The sequence below is a fragment of the Pseudoduganella sp. GW821-FHT12E03 genome (genome assembly GCF_058807115.1).
The window spans coordinates 220578-239422 of the sequence record NZ_JBXAQJ010000007.1 but is presented as its reverse complement, the minus strand read 5'-3'; the positions used below and the strand labels follow the sequence as shown (position 1 = coordinate 239422).

The 18845-nt window shown below is 64.5% G+C and carries 16 protein-coding genes; 7 read left to right on the top strand and 9 right to left on the bottom strand.

Annotation, left to right across the window (positions count from 1 at the left end):
• Window positions 1–36: 36 nt before the first annotated feature.
• From AC1RRC_RS19160 to AC1RRC_RS19135, 6 genes are all read left to right on the top strand, one after another.
• Window positions 37–1110, top strand: a complete 1074-nt coding sequence (locus tag AC1RRC_RS19160; protein WP_493057118.1) for a GGDEF domain-containing protein — start codon at window positions 37–39, stop codon at window positions 1108–1110.
• 148 nt (window positions 1111–1258) lie between these two features.
• On the top strand, window positions 1259–1609 hold the full coding sequence (locus AC1RRC_RS19155; RefSeq protein WP_493057117.1) for a DUF6404 family protein: 351 nt from the start codon (window positions 1259–1261) through the stop codon (window positions 1607–1609).
• Between the two features lie 3 nt (window positions 1610–1612).
• Window positions 1613–1999 (top strand): GntR family transcriptional regulator, encoded by a 387-nt coding sequence (locus tag AC1RRC_RS19150; protein WP_493057116.1) that lies wholly within the window; start codon window positions 1613–1615, stop codon window positions 1997–1999.
• Window positions 1992–2837, top strand: coding sequence for an ABC transporter ATP-binding protein (locus AC1RRC_RS19145; protein ID WP_493057115.1), 846 nt, complete (start codon window positions 1992–1994; stop codon window positions 2835–2837). The genes AC1RRC_RS19150 and AC1RRC_RS19145 overlap by 8 nt, the downstream gene beginning before the upstream one ends.
• A gap of 11 nt (window positions 2838–2848) precedes the next feature.
• On the top strand, window positions 2849–4192 hold the full coding sequence (locus AC1RRC_RS19140; protein WP_493057114.1) for a hypothetical protein: 1344 nt from the start codon (window positions 2849–2851) through the stop codon (window positions 4190–4192).
• Between the two features lie 17 nt (window positions 4193–4209).
• Entirely contained in the window at window positions 4210–5580 is a 1371-nt protein-coding gene (locus AC1RRC_RS19135; protein WP_493057113.1) for a hypothetical protein, read from the top strand.
• Here AC1RRC_RS19135 and AC1RRC_RS19130 read toward each other — a convergent pair.
• From AC1RRC_RS19130 to AC1RRC_RS19095, 8 genes are all read right to left on the bottom strand, one after another.
• Window positions 5564–6274 (bottom strand): hypothetical protein, encoded by a 711-nt coding sequence (locus AC1RRC_RS19130; RefSeq protein WP_493057112.1) that lies wholly within the window; start codon window positions 6272–6274, stop codon window positions 5564–5566. The two genes, AC1RRC_RS19135 and AC1RRC_RS19130, sit on opposite strands and share 17 nt — an antisense overlap.
• A 10-nt stretch (window positions 6275–6284) precedes the next feature.
• Complete coding sequence (locus tag AC1RRC_RS19125; protein ID WP_493057111.1) at window positions 6285–7847, bottom strand: hypothetical protein; 1563 nt, start codon at window positions 7845–7847, stop codon at window positions 6285–6287.
• A gap of 20 nt (window positions 7848–7867) precedes the next feature.
• Window positions 7868–11596 carry a tubulin-like doman-containing protein gene (locus AC1RRC_RS19120; protein WP_493057110.1) on the bottom strand — a complete coding sequence of 1243 codons (3729 nt, stop codon included), beginning with the start codon at window positions 11594–11596 and terminating at the stop codon, window positions 7868–7870.
• A gap of 14 nt (window positions 11597–11610) precedes the next feature.
• On the bottom strand, window positions 11611–12072 hold the full coding sequence (locus AC1RRC_RS19115) for a hypothetical protein (protein WP_493057109.1): 462 nt from the start codon (window positions 12070–12072) through the stop codon (window positions 11611–11613).
• A gap of 19 nt (window positions 12073–12091) precedes the next feature.
• Entirely contained in the window at window positions 12092–13666 is a 1575-nt protein-coding gene (locus AC1RRC_RS19110) for a hypothetical protein (protein ID WP_493057108.1), read from the bottom strand.
• Entirely contained in the window at window positions 13663–15330 is a 1668-nt protein-coding gene (locus AC1RRC_RS19105) for a hypothetical protein (RefSeq protein ID WP_493057107.1), read from the bottom strand. The genes AC1RRC_RS19110 and AC1RRC_RS19105 overlap by 4 nt, the downstream gene beginning before the upstream one ends.
• A 215-nt stretch (window positions 15331–15545) precedes the next feature.
• Window positions 15546–16028: a cache domain-containing protein gene (locus AC1RRC_RS19100; RefSeq protein WP_493057106.1), complete on the bottom strand. Its 483-nt coding sequence runs from the start codon at window positions 16026–16028 to the stop codon at window positions 15546–15548.
• Between the two features lie 124 nt (window positions 16029–16152).
• Entirely contained in the window at window positions 16153–16611 is a 459-nt protein-coding gene (locus AC1RRC_RS19095) for a hypothetical protein (RefSeq protein WP_493057105.1), read from the bottom strand.
• A gap of 186 nt (window positions 16612–16797) precedes the next feature.
• Here AC1RRC_RS19095 and AC1RRC_RS19090 point away from each other — a divergent pair, with 186 nt between their 5' ends.
• On the top strand, window positions 16798–17856 hold the full coding sequence (locus AC1RRC_RS19090; RefSeq protein ID WP_493057104.1) for a M29 family metallopeptidase: 1059 nt from the start codon (window positions 16798–16800) through the stop codon (window positions 17854–17856).
• On the opposite strand, the gene AC1RRC_RS19085 is transcribed toward AC1RRC_RS19090, so the two are convergent.
• Window positions 17853–18773, bottom strand: coding sequence for a LysR family transcriptional regulator (locus tag AC1RRC_RS19085; protein ID WP_493057103.1), 921 nt, complete (start codon window positions 18771–18773; stop codon window positions 17853–17855). The two genes, AC1RRC_RS19090 and AC1RRC_RS19085, sit on opposite strands and share 4 nt — an antisense overlap.
• Window positions 18774–18845: the final 72 nt, after the last annotated feature.

The window sequence follows — 18845 nt, the reverse complement described above, 5'->3', positions numbered from 1 at the left end:
TCTCAGCGGCCCGGCAACGGACAACGGAGGCAAACCATGAGGAAGCAGCAAGTGGAAGCGCAACAACTCGGCCCCGGCCAGATGCGCATCCTGTTGACCCTGTCGCGCGACCTGCTGCAGACCGACGAACCGGTTGGTTCACTCGAACTGGTCGGCAGGGCCCTGGTCGAGCTCATCCGGCCTGACTCGGCCCTGCTGCTGTTGCGCGCCGATCAGCTCACGATCGTCGGGTTCGACCGGCACGGCCTCCCCCATCCAGCCGGGACGGACCATCCGCTGTATCAAACCGGCATGCACCTATTCTCCGGTACCGCGTCCTCCACGGATGACCAGTTGCATGGCGGCCAGCAGTGCGAACATAGCGGGCCGCGCACGCTGGCCCTGGCAGTGCCGGCGCACGCAGCGATTGCCGTCCTGGCCGCTGGATGGGAGCATGACCTGAACCCCTCGGAGCTGAACGGGCACAAACAGACCCTGTCGTATTTCCTGCAGCTGGCGGCGGCAGCGCTGGGCAAGATCGAGGCCCACACCTCATTGGAACGGCTGGTGTGTGACCAGCGCGAAGCCATGACCAACACGTCCGTGGCACATGCCGCGGAACTGAAGCGGCGCGACGAAGCGACAACGGAAATGCGGATGCTGTCGCTCACCGACGTACTGACGGGACTGTATAACCGGCGCGGCTTTTTCCTGCAGGCGGAACACAGCTACAAACTGGCGCGGCGCAAGCACGCGCCCAGCGCCGTGATCTTCGCGGACATCGATGGCTTAAAGCGCGTGAACGATGGCCTCGGCCACGATGCCGGGGACCGCCTGATACAGGACGCCGCACTGGTGTTCCGTCAATCGTTTCGCCACGCCGATGTGGTGGCGCGTCTTGGCGGAGATGAATTCGTCGCCTATACCCTCGACGATGAACAGCCAGGCGTCATCCTGGAGCGCATCAAAGCTAACCTGCACGCATTCAACCTGATGCAGGAACGGCCGTACACCGTGGCGATCAGCGCCGGGGTGGTGCAGTGCGACTCCGGCAGCGAACAGACGCTGGCCCACTACGTGCTGCTGGCGGATGAACAAATGTATGCCCAGAAGCGCAGCCGCATGCACTAGGGCGGTGGTGGCTGGTTAGCCTGACGTTGACGAGGTGCGCCCGTGATCAGCGGGCCGGCGAATGACGTTGCAAGTGTATTATTGTAGTGATACACTGATTCACATAGCAATACACCTGCTAATACACCACCGACGCCCGAGGACACACATGAGCACCACCAAACGCGACGCCGCCCTGGCCATCATGGCCAACACCGGTATCTGGGAAAGCAATTACTATCCGCCAATCGTGCGCCTGCTGTGGCGCATGGGTGTCGCCATTCCCTTACCCCACTTCATCAGCTTTGGCCGCGTGGCGCTGGCCAGCGGCGGCTTTTTCGGGTCGGCATGGGGCTTGCTGATGTGGTTCGCCGTCTGGCGCGGCCAGCTCCCGCCCATGGCGGCACTGGCCACCACGCTGGTGACCGGCGCGGCGTTCGGGCTGTTTCTGGCGGCCTATTACGCCTACGGCCGCCGCAAGCACAAGCTGCCGCTGTGGCAAGACTTGCCGGGTAGCTAAGGTATGGATTTTGAAATCGCCCCGGCGTCGCCGGTGCCGATTTACCGCCAGATCGTCGAGCAGGTGCGGCGCCTGGTGGCCGGCGGCCAGTTGAAACCGGGCGAGGAATTACCGTCGGTGCGGGCCGTCGCCCAGCAGCACGCCATCAACCCCATGACCGTCAGCAAGGCCTACAGCATGCTGGAGCTGGAAGGCATCCTGACGCGCCGGCGCGGCGTCGGCATGGCGGTGGCCGATGTGCAAACCGAAGCGGCGCCGGTCGACAAGGCCGCGCTGCTGCGTCCCGCACTGCAGGCGGCGGCACAGACCGCGCATCAGCTGGGCATAGGAACAAAGGAAGCCCTGCAACTCTTTGAAGAATACCTCGACAGGAAAAATGCACATGAATGACTTCACCATCCGCGCCAGCCAGCTGACCTTGCGCCACAACGACGTCAAGGTACTGGACGGTGTATCGCTCGATATTCCCGCCGGCGCCGTGGTCGGACTGGCCGGGCGCAATGGCGCCGGCAAATCCACCTTGCTGCGCTGTCTGGCGGGTCTGGCCGCACCGGACAGCGGCAGCGCATCCCTGCTCGGCTGCCCGTCGCTGCAACTGACTGACCCGGTGCGCGAACGCATCGGCTATGTGGCGCAGACGCCCGACCTGTTTGAATGGATGACAGTGGAAGAACACTTGTTCACCATCGGCCGCGCCTACCCTCGCTGGGACCAGCAGCGCTGCCTGGCGCTGGCCGCGCGCCTGGACTTGCCGCTCAATGCGCGCGTCACCGCGCTGTCCGGCGGCGACCAGCAAAAGCTGTCGGTGGTGCTGGCGCTGGCGCACGATCCGGATGTCTTGCTGTTCGATGAACCGGTGGCCAGCCTGGACCCGATGACGCGCCGCGAATTCATGCGCGCCATCTTCAGCGGCGAGCGTGCCGACGCACCTGGCAACGAACGCACCGTCATCATTTCCAGCCACATCCTGTCCGACCTGGAACGCGTGGTGACGCACGTGGCGTTTATCCGCGAAGGCAAGCTGCAATTGCTCGACAGCTGGGATGCGATGCTGGAATGCTATCGCCTGATTCCGCAGGCGATAACCAACGGCCCTGTGCCGCCGGAAGCCGTGGTGCATGTCACGCGCAGCGGCCAGCGCCTGGTCGATACGCGCCGCGCGCCGGCGCTGGCGGAAACCGGCCGCCCGCTGACGCTGGATGAATTGTTTGTGGAATTGAACTCGTGAACACGGCCGCCATGTCTGCTCCGCTGCCACTGTACCCGCTGAATTTCATCCGGCTCGGCAAAGCCGGTGTGGGGCTGGTCTGCGTGCTGTGCGCCAGCATCCTGATTGGACTGCTGCTCATCGGCAAATCGCAGAGCACGGCCCTGCTCGATGGCATGGTGCTGCTGGCTTGCATCGTCCAACTGTTCGCCGTCGCGCTGCAGGGGCAGACGCTGGGCCGCAGCATCAGCGTCCTGCAAGCGCAGCGGGCGCCGGCCGCGTTGTGGCAAGCGTGGCTGCGCCAGTGGCTGCTGTCGGTGACGCGTTATTGGGCCCTGCTCAGCATCGCCATCGCCTCGTTGATGCTCGCTCCCGGATCGCCCCAGCACTGGCTGACGGCGCCGGCCCTGCTGTCGCTGCTGCTGTGCTGCGGCATATCCGCCGCCCTGGCCCGGGCCGGCTTGCTGCCACGCCGGATGGGCATCGTCCTGGAAGTCACACTGCTGGCGCTGGTGCTGTTGCTCGCCGCCACCCAGCAAATGATGCACAGCCTCCATCGCTTCGCCGCCTTGCCTGCATGGCTGCTGGCGGCGTGTGCAATGGCCTGGCCCGTCAAGGCTTGCTGGATCATGCATGCGCAGGCCGATGCGCTGCGTACCGTCAGTGGCGCGCAATCGAATGTGCTGCGCCGTATCCGCGACGCCATTGCCCGCTGGGCGGGCCGGTTCCAGCCGCTGCGCGACAGCGCGTCGAACGCCGCTGCGCAGCCGCTCAACCGGCGCACGCTGCTGGTGCTGGCCATCATGCAAAACGCCATATTCTTTGCACAGCTGGTGCCGGTGCAATGGGGAGAACAAGCCACCAGCCTCCGCCTGTCGCGGCTGGCGATGATCTGCATCATTTGCTCCAACGCACTACTGGTACGTGACTTGCACTGGCGCGCGCTGCTGCTGCCCGGAGGAACCCAATTACACCGCCTTGGCGCCCGTATTGTGCTGTCGACCATGATGTTCCAGGCCCCGCTGATACTGGTCTTTACTGCGGGCAGCGCGCTGATGTCGCCACCGCAAACGTGGGCTCTGGAGACACTGGCGTCGATGGCGGTGCCATTACTGGAACTGGCGTGCTGCACGGCGCTGATGACGCTGATGCGCGCATTGCCGCGCCGCTTGCAATTCGGCGCCTACATGACCCTGGGGATACCCATGTTGTATTTCGCTCTCTGGTCGATGTTCAAACAGGACTTGCCACAACTGGCGTGGCAAATCGGTCCGGCCTACCTGGTGCTGCTGGTGGGCCTGACCGGTGCGGCGCTGGCCGTCGCAAACCGTTGCTGGACGCCGAAACGCCTGCTGAGCACGCTCAGTTATTCCTGAAGTGCATGGAGCCAACTTTGAACCGCATCTCCCACCTGATCCAGGCGCTGCGCACCGATCCATGGCGCGCCTTCCCGTTTGCCGCGATTGCCGGCGCAGGCCTGCTGACCTTGAAGCTGCCGCCGGCATCGCACGGCAACGCGGCGCTGTACCTGCTGCAAGCCGCTGCCTTGTTCATGCTATTCCTATCCAGCAGCGCGTCCACCCGCTTGGCGCAGACTGCGCAAATCCTCACGCAGCGGCGGGTCCCGGCAGCACTGTGGCGCGGCAGCGTCACGCTGCGCCTGGCCAGCGTGTGGGCGAACGGCATCGTGCTGCTGGCCGCGCTGGCCGTGACCTGGCTGCTCGGCGCCGCCGCACCGGCCCCGGTACTGGCGAGTGTCGCCATGCTGTCATTGGCGGCTTGCGCCGGCACGCTGTTTTCCACGTTGCGCTCGGGACTGCTGCCGCGCCAGCGCAACCATGCCGTGTATGGCGTCGCGCTGGCGGCATTGATCGCGTTTTTCTCGTATGGCCATGCGGCATTGACCGCTTTCGCACAAGTCCCCGCGGCGGTCTTGCTGGTGGTGGCGGCAAGCTGGCCGCTGATGGCGTTCGCGCTGCGGCGGCACTGGCGCCAGATGCCACGATTGATGCCGCGCTCGCAGCCACCCGCTCCAGCCAGTGCCATACCGGCGTGGAGAACCATGATCCTGCGCTATACCGTGTTGCAGCCGCGCTTCCTGCAAGACAACAAATTGCAATTCAGCGTGGTGAGTGGCTTGCGGATGGGGCCGATATCGTTGTGCTGGAGCCTGATGCCACCGCTGGCCTTGGGCGGTACGCTGACCGTGGGTCACCTGCTGGCGTTCATCCCATGGATACCGGCAGCCATGACGCTGATGACCATCCGTGACCTGCACTGGCGCACGGTGCTGGCGCCAGCCGGGAGCGGCGCGCCTGCGCTGGCCCTGCGGATCTACCGGCCCTCCTTGAAATTGGCAATCTTCCTGCTGCTGGTCCTGATGCTGGGACAGGCACTGCTTGACGCGATCTTGGGCGGCAGCACGGCGGGCATCCTGAGCAATATGGAAAAGTGGGCGGTCTTCGGCATGCAGGTGCCGCTGCTGGTCGCCGTCAATGTGCTGCTGTGCGCGCTGCCGAATCCGCGCAGGACGATGTGGGGCGCATTCATCGTCGCGTTCCTGGCGCTGACTGTGACGCATATGGGCAGCCTGTTCAGCGTGCCGATTAAAGGTTTGCAGGCGGGCCCCGCATATATGGCGGGCATCGCCGCGTTGTCCGGCCTGGTCCTGCTCGCGGCCAAGCGGCTATGGACGCAAAGCAGGCTGCTGCCCTACCTGCCGGAGCGCCCGGTCAGCCTGGCCGCCCTCAGCGCTGCGCGATAAACACTGCGCGGCCGTCGCCATTGGCGTCGAACGCCACCTGGAACATGGCGGAACGGCGCGCCACTTCGCGGCCATCGAGCAGCAGTACCGATTGCACCGTGTACTGCCCCTGCTCCATGCCACGCGGGATTTTATAAACACCCACGGCGCGGTACTGCCCCGCGCCATCGATTTTTTCCACGCGGGCGATCTGCGGCGTGTCCGACGCCTTTTCACCATTGGCCTTATACAGCGTCATGCTTTGCACCACTTCCGGCACCCGCGTGGCCTGGCCATACAGCTTGATTTCTCCCACCACCTTGACCGGTTCGCCGCCGCTGCGCACCGTACCGGCGGTGGAATACACCTGGTAATCCTTGAGGCGGATTTCATTGCGGGGCACCGTTAACCCTTCCCGCTGCGCTTCCGCGTTGACGGCCTGTGCCGGCGCGACTTTTTCCGAATACGTGGTCCAGCCAATGGCGGCGCCCAGCGCCGCGCCGACCGCCGCGCCTTCCGCGCATTTCTTGCCGAGCGCCTTGGCCAGCACGCAGCCCGCCACCGCGCCGACGGCGGCCCCGGCGGCGGCATTGCCCGCCTGGCTGCCGCCCTGCTCGCGCGCCGGTTCGCCACGGCCCGTGTTTTGATAGCCGCCCGGTGCGGCGCAGCCTGCCAGCATGGCGGCGATCACGCCGCCGCATAGTGTTCGTTTCATGGGATTCTCCTTACTGGCAGCGGTCGTCGATCCATTCGCGGCCGGACGCCACGCAATTCATCAAGTCGCGGTTCATGCGTTCAGCCCGGTTCTTCAGGGCCGTGCATTCGCGGTTGCCTTCATCAATCATGGTGGCACAGATATTGGCCTTGTCCATGGCGGCCTTGTAATTGCCTTGACGGAGTTCACGCTCCGCCTCGGCCAGCAGCTTGCGGGCCTGCTGGGATTGCTGCGACGGCTGGGTTTGCTGGGCTGGAGGGGATTGCTGGCCCGATGGATTTGACGGGACCGGCTTCGCTGGCTGGCTCGGCTGGGCGCGCGAGGCCGATTGGGCCGATTGATCCGCGCGTGCCGGTGCGGTCGGCGTGACTGATGGCGCGGCCTGGGCGGCATCGCCCTGCCCCAGCACCGTGCGCACCAGCAGTTGCGACAGCGCTTCACGCAGTACTTCAATGCGGGGCTTCAATTCATTGCGCTGCAATTTTTCCGCCGCCTGCAATTTGCTTTCCGCGCAGGCACGGTCGGAACGCTTGATACAGGCGTCCACGTCATTCAACAGGCGTTCGCCCTTGCGCACATCGATGCGGCCATCCATCTCGCGGGTTTCGTCGTCGGCGCCCCAGGTCTTGGTGAAGGCGGCCAGGCGGCGGTCGGCCAGGTCGACGGAACCGCTTTGCAGCGCGCTGTCGAGTTGTGGACGCAATTCCGTCCACGCCTTGGCGCGGTTGCGCTTGGCGTCGCATTTTTTCGCATTGGCGTTGATGGTGTCCTGCAATTGCTTCAACTGGGCGGCGCTGGCCTTGTCGGTTTTCAGCGAGGTGTAAGCATTGCGCGCCAGGTCGATCTTGCAATCCTGCGCCTGTTCCACCGCTTCATCGACGCGGGCTTGCAACTTCTTCGCCGGGTCGGAGGGACGCGCCAGGATCCAGATCAGGCCCAGCACGATCGCCACCGAGATCCAGGTGGATTTGCCGATGGGTTTGCGTAACGGCGGCCGCGATGGCGGGGCGCCATTGCCCTGGGGCTTAAAAGGGTTATGGGGCGGCACGGACGACGTTGACGGCGCCGCCGGTTTGCCGGCGCCACGTAATTTGTTCAGGCGGTCCAGCGTGGATTGCAGATTCGGCGACAGCGGGTCCGGCGGCTGCTGCGCAGCGCCCCCGGCTTGGGCGCCACCGGCGCTGCGTGCCTGCGCCAGCGCTTCGGCACGCGCAGCATCCGATCGCGCTTGCTCGTCCGCACGGCGTTTCTCATCGGCCCTGGCTTTTTCATCGGCCCGGGCTTGCTCGTCCGCCCTGGCCCGCGCTTCAGCCTGGACCCGCTCGTCAAGACGGGCCTGTGCCGCATCGGCTTTGGCGGCTGCCAGCGCAGCGGCGCTTGCCACCGCATCCGCTGCGGCGTCTGCCGCTGCGGCCTGCTTGCGCTCATGGTCAGCCGCGCCAACGCCGCTATCGGCCCAGCGGCTGCCCGCCGCCTGGGCGGACGGCGTCCCCTGCCGCGTGCCGCAAAACGGGCAAAAGTTCACCTTGCGCGGAAAATCCTTGCCGCACATTTCTGCTACACACCGGTACATCGCTGCTTCCACTGCTGTCCTTATTCCGGATCGGGGATATCGTCATGCGGGTCGGGAATCGCCGCCGACAACAGCGGCGCAATGTCCGCCATCTCGCTGGCGAGCTTCCACTGGTCTACCCGTGGCACCCACTGCATGTTCCACACTTTGGTGGCGCCCGTGACTTCGCCCAGCGCAATGCGATGCGCCAGCTCGTGCAGGCTGAATGGGCCTTGCTGCGTCTTGTTGACGAACACCTTGTACAGCGGTCCCGCCACCTGTGCCGCGGTGGCCGCGGGTGCGGCAGCCACCGCAGGCGCCACATAAACGGCGGCAACCGGCACGGCTTGCACCGGCGCGGCGACAGGCGCCATGGCAGACGCCACTACGGTTGCCGCAGGCTGCGCCGCAGCCGCTCCCGCCGCAAACACCGACGCCGCCAGCGCCTCGTTGACCAGGTATTCCCCTTTCAGTACGCGTTTTTCCGCCAACTGCTGCACTTCCCAGCTATACGCATCCGTCGAGGAACCCGGCACCGGCTCACTCCATTGCGGCAGCACCGCCAGCGCGCGTTCGACAAACGCTTCCGGCAACGCACTGGCCGCCGCCTGCGCGCGCTTGACCCACGCATCGTGCAAGCGCTTGGCCGTGATGTTCGGCAGCGATGGCGATGGCAATTCCGCGCCGGTTTCATCGACTTCCAGCTTGGGCTGGTACACGCGCAGCTGGTAGTGCCGCATCAACGCGGCCAGCAATGCAAACTGGTGCGGCCCCATCGTGCCTAACCGCAGGCGCACGGCGGCGATCACCTGGTCGCGGTAATACGGCGGCAAGCCGTTCGAGCGGATCGCATATTCGTTACCGATCTGCAGCCACTCGCCGGAACCCGGCTCCACTTCAAACAGGTATTGTCCCTTCGGCTGGAACAGCGCCTCGCGGTCCGCCAGATCGGCCTTGCGTTTCACCACGCCCAATGCGATCGCTTGCAGGAACCATTCGTAATCGTCGGCCAGCCGGTTCAACTCATCCATCGATGGTGCGATCGGATGGCGGAAGCGCGTGGAGTCAAAATGCAAATGGGTCGGAATCTTCGGGTTTTCAATCTGGTACGAGGTGCGCCACGTCGGCAAGCCGCGCAGCACCGTCATCGGCACGCCGGACAGTTCGATGTAGCACACCGCGCGCCCGCTGATGCCGGTGTTGACGATCGACACCAGGTCGCCGTGGAAGAAACCGGTCGGCACCGCCGCCTTGATTTCATGCTCGACTTTTTTCCACGCGTTGACGTCGCCCACGCCGATGAAGCATTTGAACTGGTCCGCGTTCGGCGTGAATTCCGCCGAGAAGCGCGCATTCACCCACGGCATCGCACTCTTGACCCATTCATTGAACAGGTGCTGGCGCTCCTGCGGCGACATGGCCATCAAGCGCTCCAGCAGCGGATCGACCGGCTGCGCTTCCTGCAAACCTTCGCTGCTCAACTGGGTCTGCGCCCGGCGGAACAGTTTCAACAGCAAGGAGGCGCGCAACTTGTCGTCGCCCAGTTGCGGGAACAGGCGCGCCGAGCCGCCGAATTCCAGCAACACTTCTTCGCTCCACGACGACACGTCGCCCGTCAGTTTCACGGCTTCCGGCGGCCCTTCGCTGGCCAGTTTCATGTAAGTCGCATGCTCGTGCTGCGCATCGGCGCGCAATTGCGCGATGCGCTGGTCGACCGCGCCCAGCATGGCTTCCACGCAGCGCCGGCCTTCCTGGAATTCACCGGCGATGCCGCTCCAGACCGGCTGGCCCTTGTCATCGACCGACAGCGTATCGCCCAGCCACGCCGACATGGCTTTTAACACGTCCTCGGCCTGTCCGGCCGCCACGGCCAGCAAGTGGAAGCGCAGGTAATCGGCGATGTCGCGCTTCAAATGCGCCATCACTTCGCGCGCCTGCGCATCCTTGCCAAACAATTTATTGGCGGCCTGCGACAGGTTGTTCAGCGATTCTTCGACCTGGCGCGTGCGCAGCGCATCACGGATATCGCGGTAACGCTTGCCGTTGCGCTCCATGTGGCCCAGGTCGCGCTGGGCGATGCGGGCCTTGATCTGTTCCAGCAGCGACAGCACGAATTCCAGGCCGCCCTGCTTGCGGTCGTCCAGCAGCGCATACAGCTGGTCGCGCGCGCGGCCTTTGAGTTTCACCACCAGTTCGGCGGTATGGCGCTTCAAGCGGTCTTCGCTGGTTTCCGCCGTGGCGCCCGCTTCGCGGATCGCATCACGCTCCAACTGCGGCAACAGTTCCGCGACTTTTTCGCGCCACTGCTTCAAATCGTAGTCCGCCATGATGCGGTCGATTTCCAGCTGCACCTTGGATTCCACCCGCTCCAGCAGCGAGCGCTCATCCTTGTCCAGCAACAGGCGGTCGGTCAGCGCATATTCCTGGAACGGCGCCACATCGACCGTGCCCTTGCGGAAGTCGGGGAATTCCGCAAACGGCCGTTCGGCCAGCGCCATCTGCTCGCGCATGAACGCGTCGCGCTCCTGGTCGCCGGCACGGCGCGCCGGCGCGCCATCGCTGCCAAGGATGCCGAAGAACGCCTTAACCATCAGGCCCGCCAGTTCGTAGGCGCGGATATCGTCGCGCAAGCCCTGCTGCGTATCGAGCACGGCCTGGCCAAACGCGGAATACACCTTCGAGTACGACAGGCGCATGTCGCCGAACCGGTTTTCCGGCACGCGCGGATTGAACGGGCCCAGCTTGTGCTGCTGCTGGTTGACCGCCACCGAGCGCTTGCGGTTGGCAAAGTCGGCCGAGGCGAAATCCTCGAACAGCGAATCGGCCACCATCTGGTACACGTCCTTGACGTCGTTGGTGGCTTTGTTTGCGAGGTTGGCGGTGTCGACGAAATACACATCGTCAAATGGCGCGCCACGGCCCACCAAGCTGTCCGGATCGGCCCAGCGCACCTGCGCATTCATGTCGCGCATCGACGTTTCCAGTTCCATCAAGGTCGCATAGGCGTTGGCCTCGGTGCGCTCCTTGTTCGCCTTGGCGTAGCCCGACGGCATGAACATCACCAGGTCCACCTGGCTGTCCGACACTTCCTGGCGCGCGATGGCCTTGGCGATCCAGCCCAGGTCGATCGACGTGCCGGCGCCGGTGCCGCCCGCGTTGGAACCGATGACGACAATGCGGAACTTGGAGGTATCGACCTGCAGGCCCAGGCGCTGGTAATTTTCCTTGCGCTCGTTGCCGGCATTACTGCTGAGGAAATTCAGCGCACCCTTGATGCGGCCCCGCAGCTTCGGATATTTATCGAACAGGTACAGACGCGCCACGGCGCGGATCTGGCCCGCGCCTTTCGACGGGTCGATGCCCAGCGAGCGCAGTTTTTTCGGACGCAGCGGCATCCAGTTTTCAATCAGGGGGAAGCGCGCCAGGCTGTCGTCCGACTCGTGGTATTGCGTCAGGTCGATCGATTCCACCAGCCGTTCTTCGTCGGACAGTTTCACCAGCTCGTACCATGGGTCGGTGCGCTGCGATTTACCCTCGTCGATGACGGCGCCATTATCGAGGTCCACGTGCAGGAAACGCGCGACCGGGAACTGGCCGATCGATTCGACCCGCGTCGGGTGGTGCCGGTTCCACACGGCCGACAGGATGCGGCGCCGGATGCGCATCATGACTTCCATGCCGGTGCCGCCCGCGCCGATGAACAGCGTGGGGCGCAAATCGACTTTGAGTTCCGCTTTCTTTTCCGTGCCGGTGTTCGGGAAGTCCGCCATGATTGCTCCTTGAATTACCGGCGGCCGGTGAAGAAAGCGCCCGCCAGCGCGCCGACGCCGGCCAGCAGCAACGTGCCGGTGACGGCCAGGCTGAGGAATTTGCTGGAATTGATGATCGCCAGCACCAGCGCGCCGGACAGGAACGACAGGCCAAAGAACATCAGCCAGCCCGCCGTATCGGCCGACGACGGCGCCACGCGGCGGCGCACCAGGTGGTTCGCATAGGCGTTGCGCGCAAAGAAGAACACAACCAGCAAGATCAGGAAAATCGCACCGCCCACCGCCACGTCGCGCGTGGACGTGTCGGTGGCCGGGGCGCCCTGCACCGGCGCCACTTCCATCGGCGTGCCGGGTTGCGCCGGCGGCGGCGTATCCGTCAAAGTTGGACCACTGGCCGGCTTTTGCTCGTTGCCCGGGATTTTGAAGCCCGGATCGGTATTGGCTTGTGCCAGCTGGATGTCGTTGTATTCTTTCATGTTCCTCTGCTTTTTCCTGTTATTTTCCCAGGCGGACTTGCGCGCCTTGCCGCAAGTCCGTCAATGTGGCGCCAAACATCGACGTGTTCAAGTCCGCGACCTTGTTGCCGGCCCGGTCGTGCAGCGGCTGCACCGTGCCCGGCTTGGCGTGCACCACGCGCGGTTCGCCCTCGACCGTTACCCAGACCTTGCGCGCGCGCGTGGCGGCGATGCCCAGCGCGGCGGCGGCGGCCAGCAATGCGGCAGCGCCGCCCAGCACCCCGATCAGCGGCGCCACGCCGTAACGGATGCGCACTTCCAGCGGCAGGGTGGCGCGCGAACCCTGCACTTGTTCCGGCGGCGTGAAAATGTCCGGCAATGGATCGCCGGGGAACAAGTTGGCCATGCGCTGGCGGAACGCCTGCGACAGTTCCAGCTTTTGTTCCGACAATTTCACTTCGATCGCGCCCGGCAGCACCGCGGCGGAACCGGCCGCCTTGACGGCTTCCAGCGACCACTTGCCAGGCAAGTGTGCGACCGGCAATTGCATGGCGGACGACAGCGGCTGCGGCTTGCCGGGCGCCAGGCCCGTGACCGCATCGGCGCCCAGCAGGATCGGCGTCTGCGCCCCGGCCAACAGCGAGCGCGCTTCCAGCCGCGCGCTGGTGATGGTGTACGGATACACCGTGTTTTCCAGGCGCCAGCCGATGCGCGCGGCATTGCTGGACTGTTCGCGGTTGGCCTTGGCCGCCTGCGTGCCGGCATCGATATCGGCGCGCAGCACGCCATTGGCTTGCGTGGAGAACGCCACGCCGGGCACGTTTTCCACTTTCACCGGCGTCAGGCGCACCGTGTCCTGGTCCAGCGGTTTTAAACGCGCCGGCATTTCCGTCACCACCTTTTGCAGGCGGCCGGAGCGCATCAGCTGGTCCAGGTCGCGCGCGCCTTCGTCGCCGATGGCAAACACGTAAATCATCAACCCATTGGCGCTGTAGCGGCCTTTGACCGGCATATGCAGCGGGAACGCCAGCGCTTTTTTGATGGTGGCGCCGTGGTGGATCAGTTCATAAAATTCGCGGTTGCGCTGGGCCGTGGCCTGGTCGTTGTTCGGGCTGTTTTTATTGTTGGTGAACAGCCAGACCAGGCCCGGTTTGTTGCCCAGCGCGGTACCGATCGCGCCGCTGACGGCTTCGCCCAGGTCGGTGTCGGCCAGCGCCGCGCCGCCGGGCTTTTTCGCCACCGTCAGCGGGGACAAGGCGCCTTGCACTGCCGCGCGCTGGCTGGCCTGTTCGACCTTGGCGGCCAGCAGTGCCTTGGGCGACGGAGCGCCGGGCAGCGACTGGTTGAACGAGGCCAGCACCAGCGCGTCGCCCGGTTGCACGGCGGCCAGCACCACTTCCGTCACCAGCGGTTTGTATTGGGAGGCGGGGTCCGTGTAGAACGGTTCCATCCAGCCGGAGTTTTGTACCAGGAAGACGTGGGAGGCGGAGTAGGCGCTTGTGCTTGCCGCCAGCAGCAGTGCTGCGATGGCTGCCTGGCGCGCACGCTTGGTGGCAAGCCTGCGGCTTACCACCCTACGGGGTTCAGGCCAACGCATATTCATAGGGCGGGTCATGATTGGGGTTCCAGGCGCCAGCCGCGCACATCATTCCAGGACGGATGATGCAGCCACAGGCAGTTATCGTAGACAAACGGCTGGCAATCGGCGGGCTGTTTCAGGCGCACGGCTTCGTCGAGGATCACGTTGCGCTGGCCGACCCACTCGATCAGCACGCGTTGCAGGACGGCGTCTTCCAGCGCCGCTTCGGCCTTGCCGGAATACGCTTCCACCCGCAGCACCAGGCCGGTCGGCTGGGCCCGCGTGGAACTGGCGTTTTCCAGCAGCGGCAGCACCAGTTCATCGGCGCCACCCTGGTCTTCCACGTTTTCCACCGCCCACGGTTCATCCTTGACCTGGTGGCCACGGCGGAACAGCAAGGTGCAAAAGCCCAGGCGCGCGCCATCGAGCGGCTGGATTTGCGCGCGCACCGCGCCCAGTTCACGGTAGGAATAGCGCTGGCCATCATGGCCGATCAGCCACAGGCGGCCATCGCGGCTGCGTACCGGGCCGCCGAATCGCAGGCGCGGCGTCCAGCCGGCCGGCCACGGCAGCCATTGCGGCGCGCTGCCGGGGCGCCACCAGATTTCCCCCAGCGCATGCAGCCAGACCAATTTGCCGTCGTAGCACACCGGACGCGACCAGCCGCCGGCGGGGATGGGGGTTGGCGCAATGGCGTGCATTGCGGCATCCGCGCCCGGCGCCGTGCCGGAAAATGCCGGGGAACTGCGGCTGTCGGCACCGGCATTTGCGCTTGCCGCACCGCCTTCGTCGTCCGGGTCGGGAATATCCCCCGCCGTGGCATGCGCCCGGCTGGCTGCGCCCTGCGCGGCGGCGACATGGATCTCCAGCGTTTCCCCGTCCGCGCCATCGCCATTGGCGGTCCACAGCCGCACCCCGGCCGGGGTCGCCAGCAGGCACGCGATGCGTCCCGCCGCCATGCCGGGCGCGCTGGCCAGCGGCGCGGACAGCACGGTCTCGGTGCGGTAACTTTCATTGACGGGGTTGATGATCAACCGGACCAGCCCCTGCGCGCCGGGCACGATGCCGACTTCGCCGCGCGGACCAAACGCGGCCGGCAACCAAGCGTAATCGGACGCCGTAAACGACAAATCCGCCGCCGGTCCTTCGGCCGCCATCAAATGCCAGCGCCGCGCCAGCGGGTCCCAGTATTGCAATACATTGCGGGTGGTCGCCAGCGCCAGCAGGCGCTGTACCGCATAGCCGAAATTGCCCGCCGCGAATACGCACACCGCGTTCGGCGGCGCGGGGATTTTTTCATCGGGTGCGCCGACTTCCGGTTCCGGCGCACGGGTTTCCAGGGCCGCGGCCAGCGGTTGCGCCGTCAGCGGCAAGCCCAGCGGCAGATACTTCGGCAAGGGATGCGCATCGGCGGGCAACGGCGCGGTGGACGGGCCCCACCACGGCGGCGGGTGGTCGGCGCCATGCATTTGCAGCGGCGCGCCGCATTCGGGGCAATACACAAACCCTTCGGGATAAATGTCGCCGTGGCCGCAAGTGGGCCGCGATGCACCCAGCAATTGCGCCACGTCGGGCAGGCGGCCGCGTGCGTGGGCTTGCCACTCGATGCGGCTGATGCCCCGGCTTTGCGCCAGTTCGAATTGTCCCTTGCGTTCATCCTCCAGCCAGACGCTGTCGGAAGTCTCCCATCTGTATGCCATGTATGCGCTCGTTCAGGTCTTGCCAGCCACGCGCCCGTCGAACGCGGGCTCGTGTTGCACTTTCCATCATAACCGATGCCACTGGCCGCCGGGGTGATCGCAGGCTGGAAACAAGCGGGAATCAGGATGAATTGCTGAATAGAAGGTATGAACGGCGATCAAGCAAGCGCCATGATCGCCGTCATAAAAAACCGCGCCGGGACCGGCGCGCGAACTTATTTGTACACGCCCACGCCAATCAGCACGTCGCCTACTTTTTCAATGTACGTCGATTTGTCTTCCATGTTCTTGCTGATGGAATTGGGCCACTTGTACGACACCCAGCCCTTGCCCGCCGGGCTGTTGGCGATTTTCAGGAATTCCTTGATCGGGAACACGCCACCGGCGTTCAGTTCCATCAGGTTCTTGTTGACCATTTTCGGGTTCTGGCCATGCGCCAGCGCCACGCCCTGCTGGTCACCCGTGGTGCCAAACATGAAGACGTACAAATCACCCTTGATAAACTCGCCCTTGGGATCATTGAAAGCGGCGACAGCCTTGTCGCGGCCATTTTTTTCCAGGTAGGCGCTGGCTTTCTTGACCATCGCCACGGCTTCGTCGGCCGTGCCACGGTGGGTATCCTGCGCCAGCGCGGTGGAAGCGGCGGCGGCCAGGCACAGGGTGAGGAAAGCGGCAAACAGGGTACGAAGCTGCTTCATGTGAATCTCTCCAAGGTAAGTGACGGAAAGTCAATTTTCCGTTAGGAAAACCTTAACACATGCCTTGGAGCAACTCATCATTTTGTCACTGCTCAAGCAGGGCAGTTGACGCAAATCAAACACTTTAATCGTCGGCAACGATTTTTTTCGGTGGCGGAGCCGGCGCCCATTCGATGACTTCCGATTCCGGCGCCGTGTCCAGCGCATCGGACTGCTCCAGCCAGCCGCGCAGCTTTTCCATGCGGCGGATCGTGATGCCCTTGTTGCTGATGTAGCCGATTTGCTCGAAGTGGTCCATTTTCCCCGTCATCTTCGAGGTGGTGGGCAAGTTGTCGAACAGGCGCTCGAACGCCTTGCGGGCCTTATGTTCCCACTTGACCAGCGTGACTTCATTAAAACGGTTGCTTTCGTAATAAATCGTCAGGGTCCGGTCATGGTTGCCAAAGCCAACAATGGCGGCGCCTTTGCGCACCATGTTCAAGACATCTTCCTTGATCGCGGCCGTTGGAACGAACAGGGCGGCGCGGCCGTCCGGCTCGTCGGGCCGCTCCAGTGGCAAATCCTGCCCCTTCTGTACTGTCATCACTCCCTCCACGCGGTCTGGTCAGTGCCGAATCTGGCTTATATGGAAAATGCAAATGTTTCCGTTCGGCTATATCCCACCGATTCTACAGCGCCCATTTGCACCGTACAAGAATAAACGCCCGAGTCCGCCGGGGATGCGACAGCCGCCACTTATAATGACGGGATTCTTCTTGGAAAAAGCAACATGACTGAGGGTATTACTTATCAATCCGGCATCCCGCCCGAGCTTCCGCCCCATGCCGCCGACATGGCGGCGCGCAACGTGGCCGACACCGTCCACCTGGCGCTGGAACACGGCCCCGCACACCGGGCGCTGGTGGTCTATGACCGCCGGACGGACTTGAGCCGCACCTTGGAAAGCGCTTACCGGCGTGCACTGCCGGAAGCCTGTTTCATGGATTTCGACACGGTGGCGCCGGACGAAGTGCTGGCGGCGTTCGCGCAACTGGCGGCGCGCGACCTGGTGGTCCTGGTGCAATCGACCAGCTTCCGGCTGGAAGCGTACCGGCTGCGCATCGAACTGTTCAAGCGCGGACTGAAAGTCATCGAGCATATCCACCTGTCGCGCATGCCCGGCGAACAGGGCTTGCATTACATCGCCGCGCTGGCGTACGACCCGGCGTATTACCGTGGCGTGGGCCGCGCGCTGCAAGCGCGCATCAATGCCGCGCCGTACGCCGTGGTCGACAGCGGCAATGGCGCCCTGCTGCGTTTCGACAGCCCGCTGGAAGGCGCCAAGGTCAATATCGGCGACTACAGCGGCATGAACAATATCGGCGGCCAGTTCCCGATCGGCGAAGTGTTCACCGAAGCGCAAGACCTGGAAGCCGTCAACGGTACGGTGCGCGTGTTCGTGTTTGGCGACACCCAGTTCCTCGTCAACAAGCCGGAACACCCGATCACCATGATCGTGGAACAGGGCCGCGTCACCGGCGCGATCGATTCCACGCCGGCCTTCGACAACATGCTGGCCATCATCCGCGAACATGAAGGCGAAGTCTGGCTGCGCGAACTGGGCTTCGGCATGAACCGCGCGTTTTCCCGCGATTGCATGGTCAACGACATCGGCACCTATGAACGCATGTGCGGCATCCATTTATCGCTGGGCGCCAAGCATGGCCAGTACCAGAAGCCGCAATTCAAGCGCAAGGATGCGCGCTATCACGTCGATGTGTTTGCGGTGACGGAAGCGGTATACCTGGGCGAACAGGCCGTCTACCGCGACGGTGCGTGGCGCCCTTAAACGTCCGCCAGCGCCTGGTCCCACGGCGGCACCGGCTGGTATTCGGCCACCAGGAAATCAATCAGCGCCCGCACCTTCGGGCTGGGCTGGCGGCTGGCCGGATACAGCGCGCTCAGGTGATTGAGCGGCAATTGCCAGTCACCCAGCACCCGCACCAGCGAACCGTCGAGCAGCGCCTGCCACGCCAGGAAGGTGGTGCTGTAGACGATCCCCAGCCCTTGCAGCGCGGCCTGGTGCAGCACCAGGCCGTTATTGGCGGTGAAGGCCGCATTGATGCGCACCGCGCGCTGCACCCCGCCGCGTTCGAAGCGCCAGGTGGCGCCATCGGTCAAATGGCTGAAATGCAGGCAGCGGTGGCGATGCAAGTCTTCCGGGTCGTGCGGGCGGCCCATTTTTGCCAGGTAAGCCGGACTGGCGCACAGCACGCCATGACACGGCGCCAGGGGCCGCAGCGACAGTGCGTGGCTGTCGGGAATGCCGCCAACCCGGATCGTCAAGTCAAAGCCGTGCGCGATCGGATCGAGCAGCGCATCGTCGACATACAGCATCGGCGTCAGTTGCGGGTGCGGCGCGGCAAAGCGCGCCACCGCATCGGCCAGCCACAGGCTGCCGAAACTCGACGGCGCCTGGATCCGCAACGGCCCCGCCAAATCCAGTCCCGCGTGCGACACCACCCGCGCCGCTTCCCTTGCCTGCGCGACCGCCGCCATGCACGGCTCCAGGTAAGCCTGCCCGACATCGGTCAGGCTGACTTCCCGGGTCGAACGGTGCAGCAGGCGCGCCTGCAATTTCTCTTCGAGCAGCAAGACTTGTTTGCTGACCATCGCGCGCGTCAGTCCCAGCTTGCGCGCCGCAGCACTGAAGCTGCGCAGGCGCGCCACTTCGGTAAAGATTTCCATGGCTTTCAATTGGTCCATGCATTGATTGTCAACAGTTTGACGACAATGTGTCAACCGTTTGGCGGTATTCGTGGCGGCCGCGCCGTCCTA

Coding starts and splice junctions, on each gene's coding strand:
- AC1RRC_RS19095 (WP_493057105.1), bottom strand. CDS start 16,611: ATGACAGTACAGAAGGGGCAGGATTTGCCACTGGAGCGGCCCGACGAG.
- AC1RRC_RS19125 (WP_493057111.1), bottom strand. CDS start 7,847: ATGTACCGGTGTGTAGCAGAAATGTGCGGCAAGGATTTTCCGCGCAAG.
- AC1RRC_RS19145 (WP_493057115.1), top strand. CDS start 1,992: ATGAATGACTTCACCATCCGCGCCAGCCAGCTGACCTTGCGCCACAAC.
- AC1RRC_RS19120 (WP_493057110.1), bottom strand. CDS start 11,596: ATGGCGGACTTCCCGAACACCGGCACGGAAAAGAAAGCGGAACTCAAA.
- AC1RRC_RS19105 (WP_493057107.1), bottom strand. CDS start 15,330: ATGGCATACAGATGGGAGACTTCCGACAGCGTCTGGCTGGAGGATGAA.
- AC1RRC_RS19130 (WP_493057112.1), bottom strand. CDS start 6,274: ATGAAACGAACACTATGCGGCGGCGTGATCGCCGCCATGCTGGCAGGC.
- AC1RRC_RS19140 (WP_493057114.1), top strand. CDS start 2,849: ATGTCTGCTCCGCTGCCACTGTACCCGCTGAATTTCATCCGGCTCGGC.
- AC1RRC_RS19150 (WP_493057116.1), top strand. CDS start 1,613: ATGGATTTTGAAATCGCCCCGGCGTCGCCGGTGCCGATTTACCGCCAG.
- AC1RRC_RS19115 (WP_493057109.1), bottom strand. CDS start 12,072: ATGAAAGAATACAACGACATCCAGCTGGCACAAGCCAATACCGATCCG.
- AC1RRC_RS19090 (WP_493057104.1), top strand. CDS start 16,798: ATGACTGAGGGTATTACTTATCAATCCGGCATCCCGCCCGAGCTTCCG.
- AC1RRC_RS19155 (WP_493057117.1), top strand. CDS start 1,259: ATGAGCACCACCAAACGCGACGCCGCCCTGGCCATCATGGCCAACACC.
- AC1RRC_RS19100 (WP_493057106.1), bottom strand. CDS start 16,028: ATGAAGCAGCTTCGTACCCTGTTTGCCGCTTTCCTCACCCTGTGCCTG.
- AC1RRC_RS19085 (WP_493057103.1), bottom strand. CDS start 18,773: ATGGACCAATTGAAAGCCATGGAAATCTTTACCGAAGTGGCGCGCCTG.
- AC1RRC_RS19160 (WP_493057118.1), top strand. CDS start 37: ATGAGGAAGCAGCAAGTGGAAGCGCAACAACTCGGCCCCGGCCAGATG.
- AC1RRC_RS19110 (WP_493057108.1), bottom strand. CDS start 13,666: ATGACCCGCCCTATGAATATGCGTTGGCCTGAACCCCGTAGGGTGGTA.